Source organism: Streptomyces sp. NPDC039462 (assembly GCF_055639375.1).
Genome location: NZ_JBVKAO010000003.1, coordinates 503,010 through 528,913, shown reverse-complemented (window position 1 = coordinate 528,913; position 25,904 = coordinate 503,010). Strand labels below are relative to the sequence as shown.

Sequence of the window (25,904 nt, the reverse complement as noted above, 5' to 3'; positions counted from 1 at the left end):
TTAGAAGTACCCCTCGCGCTTGCGGTCTTCCATCGCGGCCTCGGACATCTTGTCGTCGGCGCGGGTGGCGCCCCGTTCGGTCAGCCGGGACGCCGCGATCTCGGCGATGACCTGCTCCAGGCCCGTCGCGTCGGAGTCGACGGCGCCCGTGCAGGACATGTCGCCCACCGTGCGGTAGCGCACCTGGCGCCTCTCGACCGTCTCGCCCTCCTTGGGGCCGGCCCACTCCCCGGCGGTCAGCCACATCCCCGAGCGCTGGAACACGTCCCGCTCGTGCGCGAAGTAGATCCGCGGCAGCTCGATCTTCTCGCGGGCGATGTACTGCCACACGTCCAGCTCGGTCCAGTTGGACAGCGGGAAGACGCGGACGTGCTCACCGGGGGCGTGGCGGCCGTTGTAGAGCTGCCACAGCTCGGGGCGCTGGCGGCGCGGGTCCCACTGCGAGAACTCGTCGCGCAGCGAGAACACCCGCTCCTTGGCCCGGGCCTTCTCCTCGTCGCGGCGCCCGCCGCCGAAGACCGCGTCGAACCTCTCGCTCTGGATCTTCTCGGTGAGCGGCACGGTCTGCAGCGGGTTGCGGGTGCCGTCGGGGCGCTCGCGCAGCTTGCCCGCGTCGATGTACTCCTGCACCGACGCCACGTGCAGCCGCAGCCCGTGCTCGGCCACCACCCGGTCGCGGTACTCGATGACCTCGGGGAAGTTGTGCCCGGTGTCCACGTGCAGCAGCGAGAAGGGGATTGCCGCCGGGGCGAACGCCTTCAGCGCCAGGTGCAGCATGACGATGGAGTCCTTGCCGCCAGAAAAGAGGATCACCGGCCGCTCGAACTCACCCGCCACCTCCCGGAAGATGTGCACCGCCTCGGACTCCAGGGCATCCAAATGGGTAAGTACGTACGGGCTTTCGGTCACGTGTGGCAGCGAAGGCACGCTGATCGTCACGCCAGACCCCTTTCGACGAGCAGCGCGTACAGCGCGGCTGCGGACTCCTGCACGGTCTGGTCCTGCGACTCGATGCGCAGGTCGGGCGACTCGGGCGCCTCGTACGGGTCGTCGACCCCGGTCAGGCCGGAGATCTCGCCCTTCGCCTGCTTGGCGTACAGACCCTTCACATCGCGTACGGAGCACACCTCGACCGGCGTCGCGACATGCACCTCGACGTAGGCGGTCTCGCCCGCCTGGTGGCGCTTGCGCACCGCCTCGCGGCTGTCCGCGAACGGCGCGATCACCGGCACAAGCGCCAATACGCCGTTGCGGGCGAGGAGTTCGGCGACGAAGCCGATGCGCTGCACGTTGGTGTGCCGGTCCTCCCGGCTGAAGCCGAGGCCCGCCGAGAGGAACTCCCGGATCTCGTCGCCGTCGAGCACCTCCACCCGGCGGCCCTCCGCACGCAGGCGGCCCGCCAGTTCGTACGCGATGGTCGTCTTGCCGGCGCTGGGCAGGCCGGTGAGCCACACCGTCCCGCCATCGTCGGTAGTGAGCATGCGGCTACCAGCCGATCGACTGGTAGAAGGCGGCGTACCGCCGGAACACGTCGCGTCCGACGGGCGGCCACGCCAGGCCGGCCTCGGTGGCCAGCCGCTCGGCCCGCTCCCTGCCCACCGCCGCCGGGTCCTGGCGGAAGAGTCCCGCGAGGCTCTCCTTCACCCGCAGTCCCCCGTCGCCGTCGGTGCCCGCGTCGTCCTCGGGCGGCGGCAGCAGCGCGAGGACCCGTACGAGGTCGCTGTTGTCCGGCGATGCGGCGGACTGCCGCCGCACCTCTTCCCAGAACACCGGGTACGCCACTTCGGTGAGGAGGAAGATTTCCTGGAACACGGCCATCAGCGCGTCGAAACCCACGGCGTGGGGCTGTACCTCGTGCAGCCACCCGCGCTCGCCCCGGCAGGCGGCGGCGACCACCAGCGCGCTGACGTGGTCCACCGGCGTGTAGTCGGTGACGATGGGGCTGGAGAACCACATCCCCGTCTGCAGGCAGGCCTTGACGAGCAGGTCGTGCAGTCCCGAGCGGCTGGGGACACCGGTCACGGAGTGGGGGGTGACCTCGCCGAAGCGGTGGACGGTGACGGGCAGGCCTCGCTCGGCGGCCTCGGCGAGCAGCCGTTCGGCGACCCACTTCGACTGGCTGTAGCCGTCGGCGGGCACCACGTCGGCGGGCACGGGGCCCTCGGGGATGAACCCGACGCCGTCCTCCCCGGTGGTGAACACTCCCAGGGTCGAGACGAAGTGCAGTTGCTTGGCGCGGTGGGTGGTGGCGAAGCGGAGGATCTCCACGGTGCCGTGGACGTTGGCGCCGCGGTGGGCGTGGTAGCCGCGGGCGAGGTTGACCATCGCGCCGTTGTGGACGACCGTGTCGACGCGCTCGGCCAAGGTGGTGAACTCCGCCTGGTCCAGACCGAGTCGAGGCAGACGCAGGTCTCCCGGCACCGCCTCGATCCGGCCCGCGTACGTCTCGTCCCAGAGGCGGTACTCGCGCAGGTTCGCGACGACCCGCCGCCGGGCGTCCGTCGCGTCGTCCGCCCGTACCAGGCAGTGCACGACCGCCTCCGTGCCGACCAGCAGGTCGTGCAGCAGTTGACCGCCGACGAAGCCGGTGGCGCCGGTCAGCAGCACGTCGCACGGGGACGCGGGCCCGGTGACGACGGACGGCGGGACGATGTCCTTCGGCAACACCGCGTCGGCGTCGAGGAGTTCCCGGAGCTCGCGGGCCGCGGCCTCGTCGGCGGCGCCGTCCGGGGCCGGCTGGTGGGCGTCGTGTCCGGTCAGGAGGGCGACCTGCTGATCGACGGTCGGGCGCTCGTACACGTCCCGCACCGACACTCGCGTCCCGAACCGTTCGCTCAGGGCCACGGCGAGGCGCTGAGCACCGAGCGAGTCACCGCCCAGTTCGAAGAAGTCGGCGCCAGGGTCGACCTGTCCGACAGGCAGGAAGCCCAGCCAGGTGGCGCGGACCACGACCTCGACGGATTCCGGGGCGTGCTCCGCCCCCGCCGGTCCGCCGGTGACGGTCGGCTCCGGCAGGTCGGTCTGGTCCGTGGCGTGGCCGGACTGGGCCAGCTGTTTGAGTGCCTTGCGGTCGGCCTTGCCGTTGGGGGTGAGCGGCATGGCGTCCAGGACGACGAAGCGGCGCGGTGTCAGCGCGGGCGGCAGGCTCGCGGCGGCGTGCTCCCTGAGCCGGGCGGTGCCGAGTTCGGCGGAACGCACGGTCACGAAGGCGACGAGTGCCCGGCTGTCACCCTCCTCGTGCACGATCACCTTCGCCTCCCGCACCAGCGGGTGGCTCAGCAGCCCCGCCTCGACCTCCGACAGCTCGATGCGCACGCCACCGATCTTGACCTGGTGGTCGAGGCGCCCGACGAACTGCAGGAGCCCGTCCGGCCGCCGGTAGCCGAGGTCACCCGTGCGGTACAGCCGGTCGCCGGGGATCTCGGGGAAGGGGTTGGGCACGAAGACGGCCGCGGTCTTGCGGGGGTCCTTCACATACCCGAGGCCGAGACACTCGCCGCCGATCCAGATCTCGCCGGTCTCCCCGCTCTCCACGAGTTCCGCGCGGTCGTTCACGATCACCGCGTAGGTGTTGTCGATGGGGCGGCCGATCGGCATGGGGTCGCGGTCCGCGTCGCTCACCGTGTGGAAGACGCTGCCGATCGACGCCTCGGTCGGGCCGTAGGTGTTGATGATGTCGACGTCCGGGAGATAGGACCGGAAGGTGCGGACGGCGTCCGCGGTCATCTCCTCGCCGCCGATGAGCAGCCGGCGCAGGGAGCCGAGGCGGTGGATCAGGCCGGGCTCCGTGGTGAGCAGCTCCACCAGCGTGTTGAAGATCGAGGGCACGAAGTCGGTGGTGGTGACGGCGTGCCGGTGGATGACGTCCACGGTCGCCTCGAGGTCGAGGATGCCCGAGCGCTCGGGTATCACGACCTGGCTTCCCGTGGTGAGGGGCCACAGCAACTGCCAGAGCGACGAGTCGAATTGGTGCCTGCTGTTCTGCAGCACGACCTCGTCCACCTGGCTGCTGAGCCTGCGGCTCATGTAGGCGAAGCGGTTGAGCAGGCCCCGGTGCACGTTGAGCGTGCACTTGGGCAGGCCGGTGGAGCCGGAGGTGTAGAAGCCGTAAACGATGTCGTTCAGGGTGGCCGAGGGCATGGGCGGTGGCGCTGCGTCGCGCGCCGGTTCCGTGGGCCGCACCGGCAGTACGGGGACGGCGAGCGGGAGTCGGCGGCTGCCCTCCGAGGTCAGCACCACCTTGGCGTCGAGCGTCTCGATCATCCGGACGAGGCGGTCCACGGGGCCCGAGTCGTCGACCGGGACGAACGGTGCCGCGAGCTTCATCGCCGCGATCATCGCGAGGGGCAGCTCCGCTCCCCCGTCGACGACGAGCGGGACGAAGTCGCCGCGTCCGACGCCGAGTTCGGTGAGCTGCCGGGCGAGGGCGTTGGCCCGCTCGTCGAGGTCCCGGTAGGAGAGCGTCAGCGAACCGTGGGTGACGGCGGGCGCCTGCGGCGTCGCGGCCGCCCTGGCCTCGAAGAGCTGCAGGACGGTGCGGTCTCCCGGATCGTCGGCGGATGGCTCCGCAACGTCACTACGCGACCCGACTCGATACCGCTCGGACATACCGGACGCCCCCTTGACGGGCCGCTTCGTGGGCGGCCTACTGTGCCCCGACTGTTCGGACTTGTTTCGACTGAACCGAAAGTTCCGAACCGGGAAAACGAATCGTGATTCCCCGAATATTCCGGAACAAGGTAAGGCCGCCGCAAGGAGTCGCGGTACCGCTACGTGATTACCACGTCCGTAAGCATCGCAATTACAGATGTGACTCCTTCGGCGACCTGACCGTCGCAGGTGGAGTGAGCGTTGACGCAGCGAGAACGGGGATACTGATGTCACGGACCGGTCCGTCACGGAATTCGGTACCCACAATGTCGACGCACGGCCCCGGGGGTAATACGCAGATGGATTTGAAACAACTCAAGGGCCTGCGCGTGGGCCTGTTCACCTCGGGCGGGCTTTCCAGCACCGCCGTCGCCGCGTGGCTCGCGGAAAATGATGTTGACGTGACCTGCTACGTCGCCGACATCGGCCAGCAGGCGCCGCTGCCCGCGGGGGAACTCGCCGCGCGCCTCTCCCAGTACGGACTGAAGTCCCAGGTCGTCGACCTGCGTGCCGAGATGGCCGGCACCGCGCTCGACCTCGTGACGTACCAGGCGACCTACGAGGGCGGTTACTGGAACACCACCGGCGCCTCGCGCGCGGTCCTGGTCGGCGGGCTCGGCCCGGTCCTGCGCGCCGACGGGTGTGACGTACTGGCCCACGGCTGCGTGGGCGGCGGCAACGACCAGGCCAGGTTCGCCCGTTACGCGGCACGCTTCACGCCCGACCTCACGGTGTTCACGCCGTGGACCAGGGCCTGGATGCTGGAGCGGTTCCCGACCCGCGCGGACATGAGCACGTACCTGTCCGGCCTGGGTTACGCCAAGGAGCTCACGGACTGGGTGGCGTACTCGGTCGACGGTGGACTCGCCGGCTTCTCGCACGAGAGCGACGCGCTGGAGTCGCTGACCACCGCGCCCGCGTCGGTGGAGCCGCTGATGACGGTGTGGCCGCAGGACGCGGCCGCCGAACCCGAGACGTTCACCGTCCGCTTCGAGGGCGGACGTCCCGTCGCGGTGGACGGCACCGCGGTCACCCCGCTCGAAGCGATGGAGCGGGCCAACGCCCTCGGCGGCCGGCACGGGATATCGCTGCGCACCGTGGTCGAGAACCGGGTGAACGGGACCAAGTGCCGTGGCGTGTACGAGGCGCCGGGCCTCGACGTCCTCGGCCCCTGCCTCGACGCGCTGTACCAGGCATGCCTGGACAAGCCCTCGGCGGCGCTGCTGCGTCAGCTGTCCGCCACGCTCGGCACCGCCGTGTACGAGGGGCGCTTCCACGACGCGTCCGGACGGGCGGCGGCGGGCGGCGTCGACCTTCTCGCGGCCGGCGTCAGCGGCACCGTGGAGGCGACGCTGTACCGGGGGAACGTCCAGGTCCAGCGGTTGCTCGACCTCACGGACGCGCCCGGGACGGCGCGCCAGACGCGGTTCACGCACGGCGGCCACCACTGGATCACGCAGGCGGGCTAGCACCTCGCCTGCCGGACCGCCCGAAAAGCCGGGGGCGGGGAGTTCAACTCCCCGCCCCCGGCTTTCTTCGGCCGGCCCTACCGGGACCGGGCCGTCACTGCGACCAGGCCGTCGGCGTACGGTCCCAGCGATGCCTGCGCAGCTCCGCGTACAGCTCCGCCGACAGCGGCTCCGCCCCGCTCACCCCGAGGTTCGCCGCGACGTGGCGGACGCTGCGCATGCCCGGGATCACGGTGCTCACCGCGGGGTGCTGCAGGATGAAGCGCAGCGCCAGCTCGGGCATGGTCATGTCCGCGGGCACGACCTTCTTGAGCGCGTCCGCGCGGTCGACGCTCGCGTGCAGGTTCTCCGGCACGAAGTACGAGCTGCGCCAGTCGTCCTCGGGCCAGGTCGTGTCGTGGGTGAGGGTGCCGGTCAGGGTGCCCTCGTCGAAGGGGACCCGCGCGATGACGGCGATGTCCCGCTCCTGGCAGGCGGCGAACAGCTCGTCCTCCGGCGCCTGGTCGAAGATGTTGTAGATCACCTGGACCGAGTCGACGAGCCCGGTGTCGAGCGTCTTGAGGACGTTGGTCGGCTCCCAGCGGTTGACGCTGATGCCCACGCCCTTGACGACTCCCTCGTCCTTCAGCCGGCGGACGGGATCCTGCCAGCTCCGGTCGTCGGCCCAGCTGTCCTCCCACACATGGAACTGCAGCAGGTCGATCGATTCCGTGCCGAGCCCATCGAGGCTCTTGCGGGTGTATTCGAGGATGTGGTCCTCGGGAAATACATCGGCGAGCCTGGAGTCCCGCGTCGAGGGCCACTTGCGGTCCTTCGGCGGAATCTTCGTGGCGATGTAGAGCTGTTCTTCCGGGTGCCGCTCAAGGAGCTTTCCGAGCAATTCCTCACTGTGGCCGCGCCCGTAAATCCAGGCGGTGTCGAAGAAGTTGCAGCCGCCCCGGATGCTCTCCTCCAGGGCCTCCTGGCCCGTGGCGTCGTCGGCGCCGGACCAGCCGCCTTCGCCTCCGGCTATTCCCCACATTCCATAGCCGACTTCGCTGACCTGCCACCCGAGCCTGCCGAAGCGTCGGTACTCCACGATCGAACCTCGTTTCCGCTTGTCACTGATTCACTGCCGCATTGCTGTCAGTCCGCCCGGCGCACGATGGCGGACAGGGCCCGCACCATCGAATCGCCGATCCTCGGCGCGAGCGTCCCGGACACCTGTGCGGGGTCCACCCGGATGCTCAGCTCGTAGGTCTTCCGCTGCGGGAGCCGGTTCACCTCGACGAGCACCGGGAAGTTCGTGCGGTCGGCGAAGCTCCACCGGTCGGTGCTGATGCGGCGCAGGGAGTCGACCTTGTCGAAGACGTGGAAGTCCGTGTAATTGAACATCGCCTCGAAGGGAGCGTGCCCCAGGTCCTTCTGGATCCGGGCCAACGGGTAGCCGCGGTGGGCGAGGTGCTCGCGCTCCGCGTCGAACGCCGCCTGGACCAGCTCCGGCCGGCTGCCGTGCTCCAGCCGTACGCGCACCGGCAGCACGTTGAGGAACACACCGAGCACCAGGTCCGCCCCCTCCGACTCGGGGCGGCCGTTCCCGCACAGCCCGGTCACCACGTCCTCGGTCCCGCAGAGCTCACCCATCGTCCACAGGTGCGCGGCCAGGAAGACGCTCTTGGCCGGGACTCCCACAGCGGCCGAGAACTCCTGCACCCGCGCGGCGAGCTCGTCGGGCAACTCCTGGACCACCTCGGCGACTTCGGGCTCCTCCGCAAGGGAGGGCGCCGGAAGGGCCAGCGGCCGCATGCCCTTCAGGAGCTCGCCCCAGTACGTACGGGACGCCGCGTTCCGGGTGGCGCGCTGCTCGGCCGCCACGAAGTCGCGGTAGCGCACCTGCGGCATCGCCTCGAGTCCCGGGCCGTCGTACCCGAGCCGCCGCTCGTACTCGATCAGCACCTCGGTGGCGAGGCGGGCGAAGCTCCAGCCGTCGAGGAGGATGTGATGCACCGACAGGGAGAGGTGGAAGGAGTCCTGGGAGAGGACACCCACGTGGATGCGGAGCAGCGGGGCCTTCGTCTCGTCGAAGGCGGTCGCGGACTCCCTGTGCCACCAGTCGTCCAGGGCCTTCTGCTGCTCCTCGTCGGTGAGTCCGCTCAGATCCTGGGTCTCCAGGGGGACCGTGGCCGTGCCGTGGACCAGTTGCAGGGGCTCGCGGAACTCGGCGAGCTCGAAGGAGGTGCGGAGCATCTCGTGCCGGTCGACGAGCGCCGCCACGGCGTCCCGCAGAGCCGCCTCGTCCCACGGGCCGCTCACGCGCACCCGGGTCAGGTCGTGGTAGAGCGCCGGGTCGTCGCTGAGTTCGCAGTGGTACAGGATGCCCAGCTGGAGCGAGGAGAGCGGGTAGGCGGCCACCACGCCCGCGGGCACGAGCTCCGGGTCGAGGTCGGCGAGCGTCGTCGTGAGCGCGGCAGCCGTCGGGGGCTGCTCCGCCGCGGGCTCGTCGCCGACACCCGCCGCTTCGCGGGCGAGTTCACCGAGCGTGGGGTGGAGGAACACCTCTTCCACGCTGATGTCGAGGCCCGCCGCGCGGGCCTCCGCCACCAGCCGGATAGCCGTGATCGAGTCCCCGCCGAGGGAGAAGAAGTTGTCGTCCGCCGCGATGGAGTCACGCCCCAGCACCTGCGACCACACCCCGCGCAGCCGCTCGAGCCCCTCCCCCGCCGGCATCCCCCGCGCACCTGTTTCCGTCATGTCCTCGCCCCTCCCCTTGCGTCGCACAGGACCGCATCCGGCCGTGCGACTGCCTCTGAAATCACCGCTGTCCAGCGGTCGAGCAGGTCCTCCACCGTGCCGCGCGCGAAGAGGTCGGTGCTGTACTCGACGGTGGCCACCATCTCCCCGGCCACTTCCTCGATCTCCAGCGTCAGATCGAACTTCGCGCTGCCGTTGTGCAGCGGCACCGGCGTCGCCCGCACTCCCGCGAGGCGGGCCTCCGGGCGGCGCGGCCCCTGGTAGGCGAGGGCCGCCTGGACGAGCGGCGGCACGGACAGCACCCGTTCCGTGACGAGTTCCTGCACCAGCCGGTCGAAGGGGACGTACTCGTGCTCGATCGCGTCGAGCACCTGCCCGTGCGCGAGGCGCAGCGCGTCGCGGAAGGACCGGGTGCCCCGGAAGTCGAGCCGCAGGACGACCGTGTTCACGAAGAACCCGAGGACGTCCTCGAAGTCCGGCCCCGGCCGTCCCGCCGCGGGCGAGCCGATCAACAGGTCGTCCTGCCCGCAGAGTTCGCGCAGCACGGCGCCGAACGCGGTCAGGACCACGCAGTACGGGGTGGTCCCCTCCTCGCGCGCGAGCCGGGTGACCGCGGCGAGGAGACCGGCCGGGGTGTTCCGCGACAGGCGGTGGCCCCGGTAGCTCATGGCCTTGGGCCGTGGGTGGTCGGCCGGGAGCCCCAGCACCGTGGGTGCGCCGCTCAGCCGTTCCACCACGTGCTTGACGAGGGCGTCCGCCGAGGCGGAGCCGTCCAGGTCCTGCTGCGTACGGATGAAGTCGCGGTATCCGGTGGAGGCTTCCCGCCACGGCGGTGCCTCGCCGGCCAGCCGCGCCGCGTAGGCCGCCGCCAGGTCCCGGTCGAAGACGTCGCTGCTCACGCCGTCCGAGACGATGTGGTGGGTGACCACGACGAGCAGGTGGTCGTCGGGCGCCACCCGGATGAGCGCGGTGCGCAGCAGGGGGGCGCTCGCCAGGTCGAACGGCTGCCGCGCGAGCTGCTCGGCCCGTACGAGCGGGGCCGCCGCGCCGTGTTCGCCCGCGCTCAGGTCGATGACCGGCAAGGACACCGTCACGTCCCGCGCGATCTCGGCCGTCAGGCGGCCGTCCCGGAAGTGGAAGGAGGTCCGCAGGCGCTCGTGGCGCTCGACGACGTCCCCCAGGGCGAGCCGGAGAGCGGCGACGTCGAGGGGGCCGGACAGCCGCAGCGCGCTCGGCACGTTGTACGCGGTGCCGGCCGCCGGCCTGAACTGCCCGAGGACCCACAGGCGTTGCTCGCCGGGCGAGACCGCGTCCTCAGGGGCGGTCTCCCGCACCGGGGACGGTACGGGGACGCCGCCGCGGACCAGGGCGGCGAGGTCCTCGACCGTGCCGGCCGCCAGGAACTCGCGTGCGGTCACGTGCGTCCCGTACTCCTGCGCGATCCGGCCGAGGACCCTGGCCATGTGCAGGGAATCGCCGCCGAGCCCGATGAACTCGTCGGTCCGTCCCACGCGGGGCACGCCGAGCACCTCGCTCCACAGCGCCGCGAGGCGTTCCTCGTCCGGCCCCACCGGGCGGACGTAAGGGCTGTGGCGCTCCTCCGGCTCGGGCGCGGGCAGGGCCTTGCGGTCCAGCTTGCCCTGGACGGTGACCGGCAGGGCGGGCAGGGCGACGTACGCCGAGGGGATCGCGTAGTCGGGCAGGGACCGGGCGGCGCGTGCGCGCAGCCGCCGCGGATCGGCGTCCCCGACGATGTAGGCGACGAGTTGGGTCTGCCCTGATCGCGCGGTCATGGCCACCACGGCGCACTCCCGTACCAGGGGGTCCTGTGCGAGTGCCGCTTCCGCCTCCGCCGGCTCGACGCGGTGGCCGCGGATCTTGACCTGGTGGTCGTCGCGGCCCAGGAACTCGATCGCGCCGTCCGCGTCCCGGCGCGCCAAGTCGCCCGTGCGGTACAGGCGGCCGCCGGCGTTCCCGGCGAACGGGTCCGGTACGAAGCGCCGGGCGGTGAGGTCGGGCCTGCCCTGATAGCCGCGCGCCACCGCGCGGCCGCCGATGTACAGCTCACCGGTCTCACCGGGAGGGCAGGGCACCATCGCGTGGTCGAGGACGTACGCCTCGACGCCGTCGAGTGCGGTGCCGATGGGCAGCGTGCTGCCGCCGGGGAGCGGGGCGTGGTCCGGATACACCGCGGCGGTGGCCGTGATCGTGGTCTCGGTGAGCCCGTAGGCGTTGATCACCGGTACGGCGCTGTGCCTGCGCCAGGCCGCCAGGGTGCGGGTGTGCGTGGTGTCGCTGCCGACGACGAGGAGCCGCAGGCTCCCCGGCAGGGGGCGCGGTGTCCGATCGAGGTCGGCGCACCACTGGGCCCAGTACGGCGTCGGGAGGTTGGCGACCGTCACCCGGTGCGTACGGAGGAAGCCCTCCATCGCGGCGGGGGGCAGCGCGGTGTCGTCCAGGACGACGAGGGTGCCGCCCGCGGCCAGCGTCGGGTAGACCTCCTCGCCGAGTACGTCGAACCCGGGATTCGTGAACTGGAGCACGCGGTCCGTCCGGGACAGCCCGAAGAGCGTACGGATGGCCCGCGCGTGGTTCGCGAGGGAGCGGTGCTCGACGGCCACGGGCTTGGGCAGGCCGGTGGAGCCGGAGGTGTGGATGAGATAGGCGAGGCGCCGCGGGTCGTCGCGTACGGCGCCGTCCACATCGGCGCCCGCGCTGTCCCGGGGCGCGCCGTCCACATCGGCGCCCGCGCTGTCCCGGGGCGCGGCATTCACGTCGAGCACGGGCAGGTCCCCGGCGACGGCCACGGTGTCGGCGTCCGGCACGCGCTTGCCGTCAGTGAGCAGCAGCCGCGCCCCGGCGGACCGCAGCAGATACCGGGTGCGGTCCGCGGGGAGCCCGGGGTCGAGCGGCAGGTAGGCGGCTCCTGCCTTGGCGGCGGCCAGCAGCGCCGTGACGAGTTCCGGGCCGCGCGGCATCCGGACGGCGACCACCGGCTCCCCGGCGGGAGTCCGGTCCACCGCGTGGGCGCACCGCGTGCGCAGCTGCCGGGCCAGCGCGTCGGCGCGCTCGTCCAGTTGCCGGTAACTCACCGAGACGGCGCCGTGGACCACGGCAACGGCGTCCGGCGCTGCGGTGGCCTGGGCCTCGAAGAGCTGGTGGACCAGCGGTTCCGCGTACGTCACTGGGTGTGCTCGCTCCATCGTCCGTCCGACTGCCGCGTTCCGTCGGCCGCGTACTGCCCGACCAGGTCGCGTACGCGGCCGAAGACCTGCCGCGCGTGCTCCGCGTGCAGGTAGAAGTGGTCGCCAGGGAAGGAGAGCTGCTGGAACTCTCCGGTGGTGTACTCCTGCCAGCCCCGGACGTCCGCGGCGGTGACGGAGGCGTCGTCGACGCCCGACATGACGGTGACGGGGGCGCCGATCCGCGTCCGGGCGCGCGGCCGGTAGCTCTCGCCGATCGCCAGGTCCGCGCGCATCACCGGCAGGATCAGGGGCAGCAGCTCCGGATCGGCGAGCACTTCCTCCTTGCTGCCGCCCAGCGCGCGCATCGCGGCGACCAGCGTCTCGTCGGGGACGTCGGAGCGCATCGAGGTGGTGCGGGACGGCACGGAGGGGGCCGGGGCGCCGGACACGATGAGGTGGGCGGGCCGGATGCCGTACGTCAGCTCCAGCTCCACCGCCACCTCGAACGCCACCAGGGCGCCCATGCTGTGGCCGAAGAGGACCAGCGGAAGGTCCATGAACGTCTGGAGCCGGGCGGCTATGTCGTGCGCCAGGGGCTCGCACCGGGTGTGTGCCGGTTCCGTGAACCGCCCGGCGCGTCCCGGGTACTGCACGGCGCGCAGCTCCAGGTTCGGGCCCGCCCACGTCGACCACTGCTGGTAGGCGCTGGCCGCTCCCCCGGCGTGCGGGAACGCGATCAGGCGGGCCCGGGCCCGCGGCAGCCGCTCGCCGGAGAACCACCGGTCCACCGTGGTGTCCGTGGTCATCGGGGCAGCGCCGGCGAGGGCGCGGAGGCGCCGGCCGCCATGTCCTGGCGCAGGCTCAGCGGCCGCAGGTCGGTCCAGACCTCGGCGATGTGCTCCAGGCACCGCGCCTCCGGCCCGCTGACCCCCATGTCGCGCCAGCCCGCGGGGACTTCGCGGCCAAGGGGCCAGATGGAGAACTGCTCCTCGTCGTTGGCGACCACGCGGTACTGGAGCTCGCTCTCCTGTTCCGCGGCCTCGGGCTGTTCGGTTGCGGCCATGGACGTCTCCTCGGTTCTCGGTCGTGTGCTGGTTCGGTGGTGCTCGGTCATGGCGTGCCGGTGGGGGCGGTCAGCAGCTCCAGGTCGTTCCCGCCGGACAGCCGCAGCCGTCCCGCCTCGCGGAACAGCCCGGCGGGCGCCCCCATGCGGACGGTCTCCGTGCGGGCCAGTCGGTAGTGGCGCTGCACCGGCAGCTCGGAGGTCAGACCGCGCACCCCGCACACGTGCACTGCGGTCGCCGTGACCTCGGCCGCCGTCTCCGCGGCCAGCGCCAGCGCGTCCAGCGCGGCGCGTGCGGCGGGCCGGTCCTCGTCCGCGAGCTCTCCCGCCCTGAGCACCGCCAGGCGCACCGTCTCCACACGGGTCGCCGCGCGCGCCAGTGCGAAGGAGACGCCCTGGAAGTCGTGGAGCACGGCGCCGAACTGCTCGCGGCGCAGCGTGTGCGCGCGGGCCGCGGCGTGCGCGCCCTCGGCCAGGCCGAGCAGGTAGGCGGCCTGCCGGATGCGGGCGCGGGCCGTGAGCTCCGTCCACTGCGCCGGTGACGGCCGGCCCAGGACGTGATCGTGCGGGACGAACACGTCGCCGTGTGCGCCCGGGCCGTCCGTGGGGAGCAGGGCCGCGACCACTCCGTCCGCGGTCTCCAGGAAGAGCAGCCGGTGTGTGGTGTCCGGCTCGTGCGAGTCCTCGGCGGCCTTGAGCGAGACGTTCCAGCCTCCGTCGGCCGGATGCGCCGCGAGGGGCTGCCCAGCTCCGAACGAGTCGGCGGACACGGTGAGTTCACCCGAACTCAAGCCGTTCAGCACGGCCTCGTGGGCGCCGTCGGCGGCGCAGAGCCCCGCCACGTCGGCGGTGAGTGCCGTGGCGCGGTAGGGGCCGCCCAGGGCGGCGCGGCCGAGTTCCTCGCACACCACCAGGGAGCCGGGCAGCCCCAGTCCGAGTCCGCCCGCCTCCGCGGGCACCTCGAAGCCGGGCGCACCGATCTCGGCGAGCGCGGGCCAGCTCGGGCAGGACGCGCCGTCCACCGCCGGGGCGCCGTGGACGGCATCGGTCCCGATGTCGCGTGCCGCAACGGATGCGAAGCGGGTGCGGATCGCCTGCCGCAGGTGGCGGGTCAGGGTGTCCTCGACCGCTTCCGTGGCGGCTCCCGTACCGCCGCCCTCACCCGCGGCGACGATCTGGAGCATCATCTCGGAGGTGCCGGCCGAGAAGGTCAGACCGGGCGCCTCCCGGTACGCGGCCTCGAGGGTCGAGGCCGCGGCCGCCGACAGGGAGGACGGGAGCGCGTTCGCCCACGCGGCCACCTCACGGGCCAGTTCGCTGGTGACGTACTTGGCCACGGCCGCGCTGGTGGTGTCGGCCTCGTCCAGCCCCTGGTCGAGCTGCTTGAGCACCCACCAGGTGTGCAGCCGCGCGGCCTCGACCTCGGCGCCGAAGCGGCCGCCGCGCTCCAGTTCCGCGGCTTCGAGGCCGCCGGCGACCACGGCCGCGTACCACGACTCGGCCTTGAGCGAGTAGTCGAGACCGGTGCGTTCCACGGCGAGCGCCTGGGTGAGCAGCTGCCACCCCTGGCCGACCTCGCCGACGACATCCTCGGCCGGCACCCGTACCTCGTCGAGCACGACCCGGTGGAACTGCTCGTCGGCGATTCCCGCGATGGTCTCCCGGCGCACGCCGGGAGCGTCCATGGCGACCATGAAGAGGGTGATGCCCTGGTAGCGCCCGTCGGGGGCGCCGGTCCGCGCGGCGCACAGGGCGACGTCGGTGATGTCGCTCTTGAGGTTGTACGCCTTCACGCCGCTGATCACGAAATGGTCGCCGTCGCGTACCGCCGTGGTGCGCAGCCCAGCCAGGTCGGACCCGGCCTCCGGCTCCGTGTACAGCACGCTCGCGAAGCTCCGGCCCTCGCCGACGGCGGGCAGGTGACGCGCCTTGAGCTGCTCGGATCCGGCGTGCAGCAGGAACATTCCGACGATCTGCACGGTGTTGACGTGCAGCGTGTCCGGCACGCCCGCGCGGGCCAGCTCCTCGGCGACGATCGAGGCCTCGGTCAGCGTGGCGCCCTGGCCCCCGTACTCTTCGGGCCAGTTGGCGGCCAGCAGGCGGCGCCGGCCGAGTGCCCGGTACAGCGGGCGGACATCCGGTTCCCGGCCGGTGTCGGCCAGGAGCCGGTCCAGCTCAGCTCGGATGTCCCCGGCGCCGAGCTCCTCGCGTACGCGGACGCGGAAGGCTTCCTGGTCCGGGGTGAAGCCGAAGTGCATGTCGCTGGTCTCTTCTCGTTCGTACGGTCCGTGTCACCGGGTCAGCTCTGCCTGTCCCCGGCGTCCTCGAGACGGGTCGCGTCCTCGTCCATGAGACGGGTCGCGTCCTCGTCGGACATCCCCTCGATCAGGGCGAGCAGGTCGTCGCTGCCGTCGGTCTGGGCGCGCAGCCGGTCGACGGTCTCCGCGAGGTGGGCGACCGTGGGCGAGCGGAAGAACTCCGCGAGGCCGACCCGTACCTGGAAGCGCTCGGAGAGCAGCGACATCAGCGACGCGGCCTGGAGGCTGTTGCCGCCGATCGCGAAGAAGTCGTCGTGCACGCCGACCCGCTCCTGCCGCAGAGCCTTGGCGAAGACCTCCTCGGCGAGGACGCGCTCGGTCTCCGTGCGGGGAAGGGCGCCGCCGGTCTCCCGTGCGGCGAGGTGGTCCGGGTCGGGGTCCGGCAGGGCCCGCTGGTCGACCTTGCCGCTGACCGTGAGCGGCAGCGCGTCCAGCGTGACGAAGAAGGACGGCACCATGTAGCCGGGCAGCCGGGCGGCCGCGTGGGTCCGCAGCTCGGCCGCTTCGACGGTGGCGCCCGAGGAGGCGGTGTAGGCCACCAGGTGCCGCTCGCCGTGCGGGTCCGCCCAGGGCACGACGGCCACCTGGCTGACGCCGGGGCAGGTGGCCAACGCGGCCTCCACGTCACCGAGTTCGATGCGCAGGCCGCGGATCTTCACCTGCTGGTCCTTGCGCCCGACGAAGACGAGGCTGCCGTCACGGCGCCTGCGCACCAGGTCACCGGTGTGGTAGAGGCGGCCGTCCGCGGTGCTGTCGAACGGGTCGGCGATCACCTTCTCGCGGGTCAGCTCGGGGGCTCCGAGATATCCGCGCGTCAGACCTTCGCCGCCCACGAGGAGTTCGCCGATCACGCCGTAGGGCACCGGCTCCAGGTGCTCGTCCAGGACGTGTGCCACGTGGTTGGCGATGGGCAGGCCGATCGGCGGGGAGGCGTCCCAGTGCCCGGGGCACTCGTGGACGACCATGGTGACCGTGCACTCCGTCGGCCCGTAGCCGTTGAAGAAGCGGTGGCCGTCCCGGTTCCAGCGGTTCACCAGCTCGCCGGAGAAGGCCTCGCCACCGACGAAGACGATGCGCAGATCGGGCAGGCGGTCGGGGTCGAGGAGGGCCAGGACCGCGGGCGGCAGATCGACGAGGGAGATGCGCTCCTTCTCCAGCAACTCCTGGAGCAGACCCACGTCCAGCCGCACGTCGTCCGGCACCAGGTGCAACTGCGCTCCGGTGAGCAGCGCGTTGAACGTCTCGCCGACGGAGACGTCGAAGTTCGCCGACGCGTAGCCCAGTACGCGGTCGTCGGGGGTGATGTCGAAGAGGTGCCGCGCGGCCTCGACGAAGCCGGCCACCGAATGGTGCTCGATGAGCACGCCCTTGGGGCGGCCGGTCGTGCCGGAGGTGTAGAGGACGTACGCGACATCCGATGGGGAGACCTCGTACGCCGGGTCGTCGCCGTCCTGAGCGGCCAGCTCGTCCGCGAGGCGCTCCAGGACGAGCACGTCGTGGCCGCCGGGCAGGCTCCCGGCACACTCCTCGTGGGCGAGCACGGCGACGGGCGCGGCATCGTCGAGGATGGTGGCCATTCGGGCCGCCGGGTAGCCGGGGTCGACCGGCACGTACGCGGCACCGGACTTGAGCACCGCGAGGACGCCCGCGATCAGGTCGGGCGTACGGCGCAGACACAGCGCCACCCGCTCACCGGGCGCCGCGCCGCGTGCCCGCACCACCCGGGCCAGCCGGTTCGCCCGCTCGTTGAGCTCGGCGTAGGTCAGCCGTTCCGTGCCGACGGCCAGGGCCACGGCGTGCGGGGTGGCCCGCACCCGTTCCTCGAACAGCGCGGGGACCGAGAGGTCGGGCACGGCGAGGGCGGGGCCGCGCCACCTCGTCACCATCTCCTCGCGGGCCGCCGGCGTGAGCAGCGGGGTCCTGGAGACCGTCAGGTCGGGGTCGGCGAGGACCGCGGTGAGGGCGTGCTCGTAGTGGGAGAGCAGCCCCTCGACGGTCTCGGCGTCGAGGAGGTCGGTGTTGAACTCGGCCTCCACGGCGCTGCCTTCGGGGCGCTCCGTGACGTTCCAGCTCAGGTCGAAGCGGGAGGTGCCGGCGTCGAGGTACTCCTGGCGGACGTCGAGGCCCGGCAGTCCGAGTCCCTTGTCGGCGGTGTTGTGGAAGGCGAACACGACCTGGAACAGCGGGGAACGCGACGGGTCGCGGCGGGGCCGCGCCACCTCCACGATCTTCTCGAAGGGCAGCTCGCCGTGCGCGAAGTCCTCGCGCACCAGGGCGCCGACGCGTTCGACGAGCTCGCGGAAGCTCGGGGCGCCCGACAGGTCGGCGCGCAGCGGCAGCATGTTGACGAAGAAGCCGATCAGCCGCTCGACCTCGACCTGGTCGCGGTTGGCCGTGGGCGTGCCGATGACGACGTCGTCCTGGCCGCTGTAGCGGTGCATGAGCAGCAGGAAGGCCGAGAGGTGGACCACGTAGGGGGTGACCCCGCAGGAGCGGGCGAGCCGCGCCACGGGGCCCGCGAGGTCCGGGGCGAGGACCCGGCGCAGGTAGGTGCCGTCGTACGTGGTCTCCGGGGGCCGGGCCCGGTCGGTGGGAAGTTCCAGGGTGGGGGCGCCGGTGAGCCGCTCGCGCCAGTACCCGGTCAGCTCTTCGTAGGTGTCACCGGTGAGGCGGCGCCGCTGCCAGTCCGCGTAGTCGCCGTACTGGACGGCGAGGGGGGCCAGGTCTTCGGCGGCGTAGGCGGCGGAGAGCTCGTCCGCGAAGACGCCGGCCGACCAGCCGTCGAAGACGACGTGGTGGACCACGAAGACGAAGAGGTGGTCGTCCTCGCCGAGGAGCGCCAGCTCCGCACGCCACAGGGGCGCTTCGGGCAGGTCGAAGGGGGTGCGCGCCAGCTCGGTGGCGAAGTTCCGGGCGGCCTCGGCGCCCTCCGGGGCGGCGGAGAGGTCCCGCACGGTGAGCGGCGCCCCGACCCGGGGGTCGTCCACGGGCAGCACGCGCTGCACCGGGCCGGAGTGCGTGTCGACCAGTGACGTGCGCAGGGTCTCGTGGCGGTCGACCACGGTCCGCAGCGCCCGGCGAAGGGCGGGGACGTCGAGGGCTCCCCTGATGCGGAAGCTGCTGGCGACGTTGTATGTGGCCCGGCCGGGTGCGAGCCGGTCGATGAACCAGAGGGTCTCCTGCGCATGGGACAGGGGCGCGGGCTCCTGTGTGTCCCTGGCAGTCAGTTCCTGGCTTCGCCGGCCCTCGGCTCCCGAGCGGAGCTGCGCGAGGAACTCTGCCCGGCGACTCTCGGGCAGTTTGGCCAGTCTCTTGACCAGCTCGCTCATGGCAGATCTCCATTCGGCCGGACTTCGGGTACCGATTCGGAACGATAAAGAGAGGATCCGGGGACTGTCCTCACCATCGGTGCTTGTTCCGGGTAAGCGTGACGCTTACCCCACTGTGGCTCAGCGATGAACGACCGCGTAAAGCCATTCACTATTCCGCGATCCGGCCCCTGGATTAGTCTGCTTGCTGGCCGCGGCTGCCCCATGAGCAGCGGCGGACCACGGTGACCGTGCCGTCAAGAAGAGGAGCCGGACATGAACGACTCGCTGCGCGGCGGAGGTTCGGGGGCGCAGGTCATCGCCTTGTGGAGTGCGCCCCGCTCCCGCTCGACCGCGTTCCTGCGCATGATGATGGGGCGGGACGACGTCCTGGCCCTGCACGAGCCCTTTTCCCGTCTCGCGGACTTCGGTTCCGCGGAGGTAGGAGACCGGGTGGTGCACTCCGAGGCCGAACTCATGGCCGCCATCGGGGATATGGGATCGAAATCGAGACTGTTCTTCAAGGACACCACCGATTTCCGTTACCCGGGCGTGCTCGGAGATCAGAAATTCCTGCGCGAGGTGTGCCACACCTTCATCATCCGGGACCCTGCCGAGGTCATCGCGTCGCACTACGCGCTCAATCCCGAACTGCGCCGCGAGGAGGTCGGGTTCGCCCGGCTCCAGGAGATCTACGTGGCGGTGGCCAAGGCTCAGGGAGCCGAGCCCGTCATAGTCGACTCCGACGACCTCATCGAACGGCCGGAGGCGACCGTCCGAGCGTACTGCGAGCGGGTCGGCCTTCCGTTCGACCCCACCACGCTCTCCTGGTCCCCCGGCATGCCCTCCGAGTGGCAGCTGACGGCGCGCTGGCACCAGGACGCCAGCGCCACCGACGGCTTCGTGAAGAGCACCAAGAAGTACGCGGACACGGTCGAGAGCAACCCGCTGCTCGCCGACTACCACCGGGAAGAACTCCCCTTCTACACCTACCTGTACGAGCGGCGCCTGCGGCCCGAGGAAGCGCTCACGCAGCCGTAGCAGCACACGAAAGGGAGCAGAGGAGCCGGGGCGAACGAAAGTGGATCAGTGACGCGAGACGGTAGTACGCCTTCCGTGGACGAGCGCATCAAGGCGCTGTCCCCGGCCCAGCGCGAGCTGTATCTGCGCATGCTCCGGGAGCGGGAGCAGGCCCGGCCGTCCGGCGCGGCCACCGCGCCGCCCGAGGCGGCCCCTTCGTCGGGCGGCGTGATCGTCCTGCGGGAGGGCGCGGCCGGGCGCACCGATCCGATCGTGCTCACCCACCCCATCGGTGGCGGGGTCTTCTGCTACGGGATGCTCGCCCGGCTCCTCGAAGGACCGCGTCCGGTCTGGGCGATCGCCGCCGACGAGATGCTCTCCGGAGAACACCCGCCGGCCGTACCGGAGTTGGCTCAGCACTATCTCGACCTGCTCGGCGAGCACGGGGTGGCGCACTCCGCGCTCCTGGGCGGCTGGTCCTTCGGTGGTTTGGTCGCGCACGAAATGGCGCGCCGCCACGCCGCCGCGACCGGGCGGACCGTTCCGGTCGCGCTCATCGACAGCGCGCCGTGGCCGGCCGCGACCGGCCCGTGGTCCCAGGCGGAGACGCTGCGGGCGTTCGTCGAGGACCTGCTCGGTTCGAGCGGCGCCGAGACCGACGGTGTGCCGCTGCCGGACTCCGTCTGGCACGCACCCGTGCCCGAGGCGTTGGAGCGCGCGGCCCGCGGGCTGGCGGATCAGGGGCTCGGCCTCGGCCTCGCCACCGCGGAACTCCGCAGCCGGTACGCGGTGTTCGCCCATGCCACCAGAGCCATGCAGCGGCACACGCCGGGCGCCCATCACGGGCAGGTGACGCTGTTCCACGCCGACGCATCGGACGTCCGTCCGGACATCTGGCAGCCCCTGTGCACGGGGGTTCCGCTGCGGCGGCATCCCCTCCCCGGCGACCACTTCAGTCTGCTGTCCGGGAAGACCGTGCACGACATCGCCCGCATTCTGCTGCACACCGTCAACGAAACTCAGGAGTACCGGTGACCGGGACCGAAGACGACTACCTCCACGAAGCCGAAATCTACGACGTTCTCTGGGCCGATCTGAACAGCTTCGATCTGCCCTTCCTGCTGACCCAGGCCAAGGAATTCGGCGGCCCGCTGCTCGAAATCGGCTGCGGCACGGGCCGCGTATTGCTGCCCTGCATGGCACACGTCGACCGCGTGGTGGGCGTTGACCGCTCCCCGTCGATGCTGGCCCAGGGCCGGGCCAATCTGTCGGAGTCCGGTGTGCCCGAGGAGCGGGTCGGTCTGGTCGAGGGCGACCTGCGCGATTTCGACCTCGGCGAGCGGTTCAACCTCGTCCTCGCCGGCGGTCAGACCATGTTCCACCTGGAAACCGACGAGGACTGGCTGGCGGCGCTTGCCACCATTCGCAGGCACATGCTGCCGGGGGCGCGTTTCGTCGCGGGAGTTCCGGTCTTCCAGGAAGCGGACTTCACCAATTACCACAATCGTCAGCTTTTCGTCGACGAGATCCGTCACCCGCGTACGGGCCACCGGATCGCCCTGTGGGACTACAGCACCTTCGACTTCGAGAAGCAGAGCATAACCCGTCGCCGGGTGAGCGAAATCCTCGACGAGCAGGGCCTCGTGCTGGAACGCCGCCACGACATCCGCAAGAACATCTACCGGTTCCCGCCGGAAATCCGCGCGTTGCTGGAGCAGGCGGGCTTCCGCATCGAGCACGAGTACGGGGATTACGAGCGCAGCCCTTACGCGCCGGAATCCGAGGACTTCGTCTGGGTCGCCACCGCTTCCGAGTGACCGACCCAACCGTCAGAAAAAGGGGAACAGCCGTGTTGAACGCGTCCGAGAATCCGGCAGGGCACAGCGCCACGGGCGTGTGCGGGGTGCTGGCGGAGGTGGTGGGCCGGTGGCCGGAGCGCACAGCGGTCTCCGACGGCGCGCAGTCGTTGTCGTACGCGGAGCTGGACCGCCGGTCGGAGGCGCTCGCCCGGCGGCTGCGGGCGGCGGGCGTGGGACGCGGCTCCCTGGTGGCGGTGTGTACGGACCGGGGTGTGGGCCTGATCGTCGCGCTCGTGGCGGTGCTGCGGACGGGCGCGGGCTACGTACCCCTGGACCCGGGCTATCCGAGTGAGCGGCTGCGGATGACGGTGGCGGACGCCGGGTGTGTGGCGGTCGCGGCTCCGGGGCGGCTCGCGGAGACGTTCGCCGGGGCCGGCGGCGTGTTCGTCGACCTCGACGTCACGGCCGCTCCCGATGACGGCACGGAGGACGCCGACGGCGGGTGGACGCGGGTATCGGCGCTGGACACCGCGTACGTCATCTACACCTCCGGTTCCACGGGCCGCCCCAAGGGAGTGGCGGTGAGCCACGACAACCTGCTGCGGCTCTTCTCCACGTCGAAGGACCTCTTCGGCTTCGACGAGACCGACGTGTGGTCGATGTTCCACTCGGCCGCGTTCGACTTCTCGGTGTGGGAGATCTACGGCGCGCTGCTGCACGGCGGCCGCGTCCACGTCGTGCCCTATGCCACCACCCGCGACCCGGACGCCATGTGGCGCCTGATCGGCGAGCAGCAGGTCACCATGCTGTCGCAGACACCCACCGCGTTCGCGCACCTGGCGCGCGCGGCGGCCCGCGCCGGCTACGGCCCCACGGGCCTGCGGCACATCGTCTTCGGCGGCGAGGCCCTCCAGCCCGCCCAACTCGCCGACTGGGCCGCGCACTACGGCACCGAAGCCCCCTTCCTGGTCAACATGTACGGCATCACCGAGACCACCGTGCACGTCACCCACCACCGCCTCACCCCGGCCGACCTCAGCGAACCCCGGCTGCACGGCACCCCCATCGGGACTCCTCTGCCGGACCTCACCGTCCACCTCCTGGACGAGCAGCTCCGCCCCGTCGCCGACGACGCGATCGCCGAGATGTACGTCTCCGGGCCGGGCGTCACCAAGGGCTACCTCAACCGCCCGGACCTGACCGCCAACCGCTTCCTGCCCGACCCTCACGTGCCCGGCGGGCGCCTCTACCGCACCGGCGACCTGGCCCACCGCACCCCCGACGGCCGGCTCCACCACCACGGCCGCAGCGACCACCAGATCAAGCTCCGCGGCTTCCGCATCGAGCCCGGCGAGATCGAGCGGACCCTCCTCGCGCACCCGGGCGTCCACGCCGCCGCGGTCACGCTCGACCGCGGCGACCCGACGCACCCGCAGCTCGCCGCGTACACAGTCCTGGCCCCGGACGTCCCGGCCACCTCGGTCACCCTCAAAGCCCTCCACGGCCACCTCGCACAGCACTTGCCGCCGCACATGGTCCCCGCCACGATCACCCCCCTCACAGCCCTCCCCGCAACGCCCAACGGCAAGCTCGACCCGACTCAACTCCCGCCACCGGCAAGAACATGGGACGATGCCGAGCCGGCCGACGAGCCGCGCGACGACATCGAGGGGGGCATCGCGGACACCTTCAGCCATGTGCTGTCCCGTCGGCGCGTCGGCATCCACGACGACTTCTTCGACATCGGTGGGGACTCGCTGCTCGCCATCCGCCTGATGGCAAGGGTGCGGCGTGACTTCGGTGTGCGACTGCAAGTCCGCGTACTCCTCGAAGGACCCACTGTCGCGCAGCTCGCGCAGGCCGTGACCGCGGAGCTGATGGCGGCGATGGACCCCGATCAGCTGGACGCCCTCCTGGCCGCGCAGGAAACAGAGCCGGACGGTTCGGCCGCGCAGGCACCCACTCACGAAAGGACGACATGAACAGTTCCGCAGACGGGCCGACACAACGACGAAAGGCCCGCAGGGGGGAACTGCGAGAACTGGTCGGTCATCGCGAGTTCAGACTTCTCTACATAGGCCAGACGAGCTCGATCATCGGCGACGCGATCGTGCCGGTCGCCCTCGCCTTCGCCGTCCTCGAGCTGACCGACTCCGCCACGGCCCTCGGCCTGGTGCTCGCCGCGCGGGTGATACCCACCGTGCTGCTGCTCCTGCTCGGGGGAGTCATCGCCGACCGCATGTCCCGCCGGCGCCTGATGCTCCTGTGCGACGCGGCCTGCTTCCTGTCGCAGCTGGCGCAGGGCGTCATGTTGCTCACGGGCACGGCCTCGCTGCCGACGATGGTCGCGCTGCAGTTCATCGCGGGTACCGCGGGAGCCTTCTTCCACCCGGCCGCCACGGGCCTGCTTCCCGAGGTCGTCAAGCCCGCGCAACTGCACAGGGCGAACGGGCTGATGGGGCTCAGTGAGAACACGGCGTACACCGTCGGCCCGGCCATCGCCGGTGTCCTGGTCGTGCTGTTCTCCCCCGGTGCCGCTCTGATCTTCGACGCGGCGACCTTCGCCGTCAGCGCGGCCGCGCTGTACCTCATCCGTCTCGCGCCCGCGTCCGCCACGGACCAGAAGGAGACGGAGAAGGCCTCGTCGATCATCAACGACCTCAAGCTGGGCTGGGGCGAGTTCAAGTCCCGGACGTGGCTGTGGACCATGGTGGCGTGGGCCGCCTCGTTCCACCTCCTCGTGCTCCCCGCCTGGCAGGTGTTCGGCCCCGCCCTGGCCCGTGACGACCTCGGTGGCGCGTCCTCCTGGGCGATCATCAGCGCGTGCACCGGGCTCGGTTCGATCCTGGGCGGCGTGATCGCGCTCCGCATGCGGCCGCGTTTCATCATGCGCGCGTCCTTCATACCGCTCGGTCTCTACGGTCTGCAGCTCCTGGCCATCGCACTGCTCGCGCCGGTTCCCGTGATCGCCGTCGCCGCGGTCATCAGCAACATCGGCCTCTCGATGTTCAACGTCTTCTCGCTGACCGCTATGCAGCAGAACGTCCCCATCGGCTCGCTGAGCAGGGTCAGTTCGTACGAGTGGCTGGGCAGCATCGGGCTGCTGCCCGTCGGGCAGGCCCTTGTCGGCCCCGCCGGCGGTCTGACGTCCACGACGACCGTACTCATTGTGGGAGCGATATGGATGTTCCTTACACCCGCACTGCTGTTCGTGGTCCGAGATGCCCGCAATCTGGAGGCGGTACATGAGGATCAGAAATCGGACGCCAAGCTCACCGAGTTGCGGCCACAGACCGAGGCCGGTTCTCCGTCCTGACGCGGTGGCTTGATCACAACGGCTCCGAAGCTTCGGGGAATTCCGCCCGGGCGGCCTCAAAAGCACACTGTCCAGGGAAACTCAAGCCTTGACCTGCACAGCGAGAGTCGGCAGGGTCTACACCAACCAAACCTTCTCGGTCACTAGCCGAGGAGGATGCGGGACGGGGGAAGACCAACCGGGGGGAAATCAAGCCGTACGCCGTCGCGTCCAGAGGCAGTCGTCTGCCCGGACGCCGTACGGTCATGCGTGCGTGATTTCGGCATCAATACCGTACGCCTTCTCATGTCCCCAGACACGAGAAGCGAAACGGGGACCATGCCGATCAACGTACTCATCTGCGATCAACTGCCCATTGTGCGAAACGGGATCAGTGCGATTCTGGCGCCCGAAGAAGACATTCGCGTCATCGACTCCACGGATTCCGGGATCCACGCGATGATGATTGCCAGGACACGCCGTCCGCACGTCATCATCACCAGCCTCGCGCTGGACGGCCTTTCCGGCCTGGAAATGATCAAAAGACTCCGCAAGGAGGACATCTCCCCCGCTCCGCGCATCGTCGCCTTCACCATGGACGACAGTGACGACGTCATCTCCGCGCTGCTGCACGCGGGCGTGACCGGACTTCTGGTCAAAGAGGTCGACCACGCGGAAATGGTGTCGGCGGTGCACGCCGCTGCGCGGGGACAGATGATGCTGGCGCCCCGGGTCGCCGAGCGTCTCGTCAGCTGGTTCCGCCGGCAGGACAGCCGTCCGGAAGGAGGTCTGCAGCCCGTGGCGGCCGCCCTGACGCCGCGGGAGCGGCAGGTGCTCTCGCTCATCGCGCGCGGCAGGTCGACGGAACAGGTCGCGGTGGACCTCGCCATCGGCATCGCCACGGTACGGACGCACGTGTACCGGCTGCGGAACAAGCTCGAGCTCAGGGACCGGGCCCAATTGGTCTCGTTCGCCTACCGCTCAGGGGTGATGCAGATGGCGACAGCCGACGGCTGATCCCTCAGCGGTTCGACGGAGGCTCATGTCCCGCTGCCGTACTAGCTTTT

The 25,904-nt window shown here is 71.1% G+C and carries 17 protein-coding genes; 7 read left to right on the top strand and 10 right to left on the bottom strand.

The features are described 5' to 3' along the window. From cysD to ACZ7LU_RS19525, 3 genes are read right to left on the bottom strand one after another with little or no spacing between them, the layout of a single operon-like run. Complete coding sequence (gene cysD, locus ACZ7LU_RS19535; RefSeq protein WP_471917765.1) at positions 1 to 933, bottom strand: sulfate adenylyltransferase subunit CysD; 933 nt, start codon at positions 931 to 933, stop codon at positions 1 to 3. Between the two features lie 2 nt (positions 934 to 935). Next, complete coding sequence (gene cysC, locus ACZ7LU_RS19530) at positions 936 to 1,481, bottom strand: adenylyl-sulfate kinase (RefSeq protein ID WP_471917395.1); 546 nt, start codon at positions 1,479 to 1,481, stop codon at positions 936 to 938. 4 nt (positions 1,482 to 1,485) lie between these two features. Beyond that, complete coding sequence (locus ACZ7LU_RS19525; protein WP_471917394.1) at positions 1,486 to 4,608, bottom strand: non-ribosomal peptide synthetase; 3,123 nt, start codon at positions 4,606 to 4,608, stop codon at positions 1,486 to 1,488. Positions 4,609 to 4,949: 341 nt separating this feature from the next. Between ACZ7LU_RS19525 and ACZ7LU_RS19520 the strand changes: the two genes are divergently transcribed. Continuing rightward, positions 4,950 to 6,119, top strand: a complete 1,170-nt coding sequence (locus ACZ7LU_RS19520) for an argininosuccinate synthase domain-containing protein (protein ID WP_471917393.1) — start codon at positions 4,950 to 4,952, stop codon at positions 6,117 to 6,119. A gap of 94 nt (positions 6,120 to 6,213) precedes the next feature. Here ACZ7LU_RS19520 and ACZ7LU_RS19515 read toward each other — a convergent pair whose 3' ends face one another. Genes ACZ7LU_RS19515 through ACZ7LU_RS19485 form a run of 7 tightly spaced genes read right to left on the bottom strand, consistent with a single transcriptional unit; the run spans position 6,214 to position 18,744 of the window. Continuing rightward, positions 6,214 to 7,197, bottom strand: coding sequence for an aldo/keto reductase (locus tag ACZ7LU_RS19515; RefSeq protein ID WP_471917392.1), 984 nt, complete (start codon positions 7,195 to 7,197; stop codon positions 6,214 to 6,216). Between the two features lie 47 nt (positions 7,198 to 7,244). Continuing rightward, positions 7,245 to 8,849 carry a condensation domain-containing protein gene (locus tag ACZ7LU_RS19510; RefSeq protein ID WP_471917391.1) on the bottom strand — a complete coding sequence of 535 codons (1,605 nt, stop codon included), beginning with the start codon at positions 8,847 to 8,849 and terminating at the stop codon, positions 7,245 to 7,247. Next, positions 8,846 to 12,034, bottom strand: coding sequence for an amino acid adenylation domain-containing protein (locus ACZ7LU_RS19505; protein ID WP_471917390.1), 3,189 nt, complete (start codon positions 12,032 to 12,034; stop codon positions 8,846 to 8,848). Before ACZ7LU_RS19505 ends, ACZ7LU_RS19510 begins: the two co-directional genes overlap by 4 nt. Continuing rightward, positions 12,031 to 12,840: a thioesterase II family protein gene (locus tag ACZ7LU_RS19500; protein WP_471917389.1), complete on the bottom strand. Its 810-nt coding sequence runs from the start codon at positions 12,838 to 12,840 to the stop codon at positions 12,031 to 12,033. The genes ACZ7LU_RS19505 and ACZ7LU_RS19500 overlap by 4 nt, the downstream gene beginning before the upstream one ends. After that, positions 12,837 to 13,097 carry an MbtH family protein gene (locus ACZ7LU_RS19495; RefSeq protein ID WP_468089163.1) on the bottom strand — a complete coding sequence of 87 codons (261 nt, stop codon included), beginning with the start codon at positions 13,095 to 13,097 and terminating at the stop codon, positions 12,837 to 12,839. The genes ACZ7LU_RS19500 and ACZ7LU_RS19495 overlap by 4 nt, the downstream gene beginning before the upstream one ends. Positions 13,098 to 13,144: 47 nt before the next feature. Then, entirely contained in the window at positions 13,145 to 15,355 is a 2,211-nt protein-coding gene (locus tag ACZ7LU_RS19490) for an acyl-CoA dehydrogenase family protein (protein WP_471917388.1), read from the bottom strand. A 41-nt stretch (positions 15,356 to 15,396) separates the two neighbouring features. Further along, positions 15,397 to 18,744, bottom strand: coding sequence for a non-ribosomal peptide synthetase (locus ACZ7LU_RS19485; RefSeq protein ID WP_471917387.1), 3,348 nt, complete (start codon positions 18,742 to 18,744; stop codon positions 15,397 to 15,399). A 255-nt stretch (positions 18,745 to 18,999) separates the two neighbouring features. Here ACZ7LU_RS19485 and ACZ7LU_RS19480 point away from each other — a divergent pair, with 255 nt between their 5' ends. The 6 genes from ACZ7LU_RS19480 (at position 19,000) to ACZ7LU_RS19455 (ending at position 25,854) form a co-directional block, all read left to right on the top strand. Further along, a complete protein-coding gene (locus tag ACZ7LU_RS19480) occupies positions 19,000 to 19,764 on the top strand; it encodes a sulfotransferase-like domain-containing protein (protein WP_471917386.1) in 765 nt (254 codons plus the stop codon). A 75-nt stretch (positions 19,765 to 19,839) separates the two neighbouring features. Further along, the gene (locus ACZ7LU_RS19475; RefSeq protein WP_471917385.1) at positions 19,840 to 20,778 is read left to right on the top strand and encodes a thioesterase domain-containing protein; all 939 of its coding nucleotides are present in this window, start codon (positions 19,840 to 19,842) and stop codon (positions 20,776 to 20,778) included. Then, positions 20,775 to 21,560: a class I SAM-dependent methyltransferase gene (locus tag ACZ7LU_RS19470; RefSeq protein WP_471917384.1), complete on the top strand. Its 786-nt coding sequence runs from the start codon at positions 20,775 to 20,777 to the stop codon at positions 21,558 to 21,560. Before ACZ7LU_RS19475 ends, ACZ7LU_RS19470 begins: the two co-directional genes overlap by 4 nt. A gap of 32 nt (positions 21,561 to 21,592) precedes the next feature. Further along, complete coding sequence (locus ACZ7LU_RS19465; RefSeq protein ID WP_471917383.1) at positions 21,593 to 23,524, top strand: amino acid adenylation domain-containing protein; 1,932 nt, start codon at positions 21,593 to 21,595, stop codon at positions 23,522 to 23,524. After that, entirely contained in the window at positions 23,521 to 24,858 is a 1,338-nt protein-coding gene (locus tag ACZ7LU_RS19460) for an MFS transporter (protein WP_471917382.1), read from the top strand. The genes ACZ7LU_RS19465 and ACZ7LU_RS19460 overlap by 4 nt, the downstream gene beginning before the upstream one ends. Positions 24,859 to 25,107: 249 nt before the next feature. After that, a complete protein-coding gene (locus tag ACZ7LU_RS19455) occupies positions 25,108 to 25,854 on the top strand; it encodes a response regulator (RefSeq protein ID WP_471917381.1) in 747 nt (248 codons plus the stop codon). The last annotated feature ends 50 nt before the right edge of the window (positions 25,855 to 25,904 follow it).

Coding starts and splice junctions, on each gene's coding strand:
- cysC (WP_471917395.1), bottom strand. CDS start 1,481: ATGCTCACTACCGACGATGGCGGGACGGTGTGGCTCACCGGCCTGCCC.
- ACZ7LU_RS19525 (WP_471917394.1), bottom strand. CDS start 4,608: ATGTCCGAGCGGTATCGAGTCGGGTCGCGTAGTGACGTTGCGGAGCCA.
- ACZ7LU_RS19520 (WP_471917393.1), top strand. CDS start 4,950: ATGGATTTGAAACAACTCAAGGGCCTGCGCGTGGGCCTGTTCACCTCG.
- ACZ7LU_RS19510 (WP_471917391.1), bottom strand. CDS start 8,849: ATGACGGAAACAGGTGCGCGGGGGATGCCGGCGGGGGAGGGGCTCGAG.
- ACZ7LU_RS19500 (WP_471917389.1), bottom strand. CDS start 12,840: ATGACCACGGACACCACGGTGGACCGGTGGTTCTCCGGCGAGCGGCTG.
- ACZ7LU_RS19495 (WP_468089163.1), bottom strand. CDS start 13,097: ATGGCCGCAACCGAACAGCCCGAGGCCGCGGAACAGGAGAGCGAGCTC.
- ACZ7LU_RS19490 (WP_471917388.1), bottom strand. CDS start 15,355: ATGCACTTCGGCTTCACCCCGGACCAGGAAGCCTTCCGCGTCCGCGTA.
- ACZ7LU_RS19485 (WP_471917387.1), bottom strand. CDS start 18,744: ATGAGCGAGCTGGTCAAGAGACTGGCCAAACTGCCCGAGAGTCGCCGG.
- ACZ7LU_RS19480 (WP_471917386.1), top strand. CDS start 19,000: ATGAACGACTCGCTGCGCGGCGGAGGTTCGGGGGCGCAGGTCATCGCC.
- ACZ7LU_RS19460 (WP_471917382.1), top strand. CDS start 23,521: ATGAACAGTTCCGCAGACGGGCCGACACAACGACGAAAGGCCCGCAGG.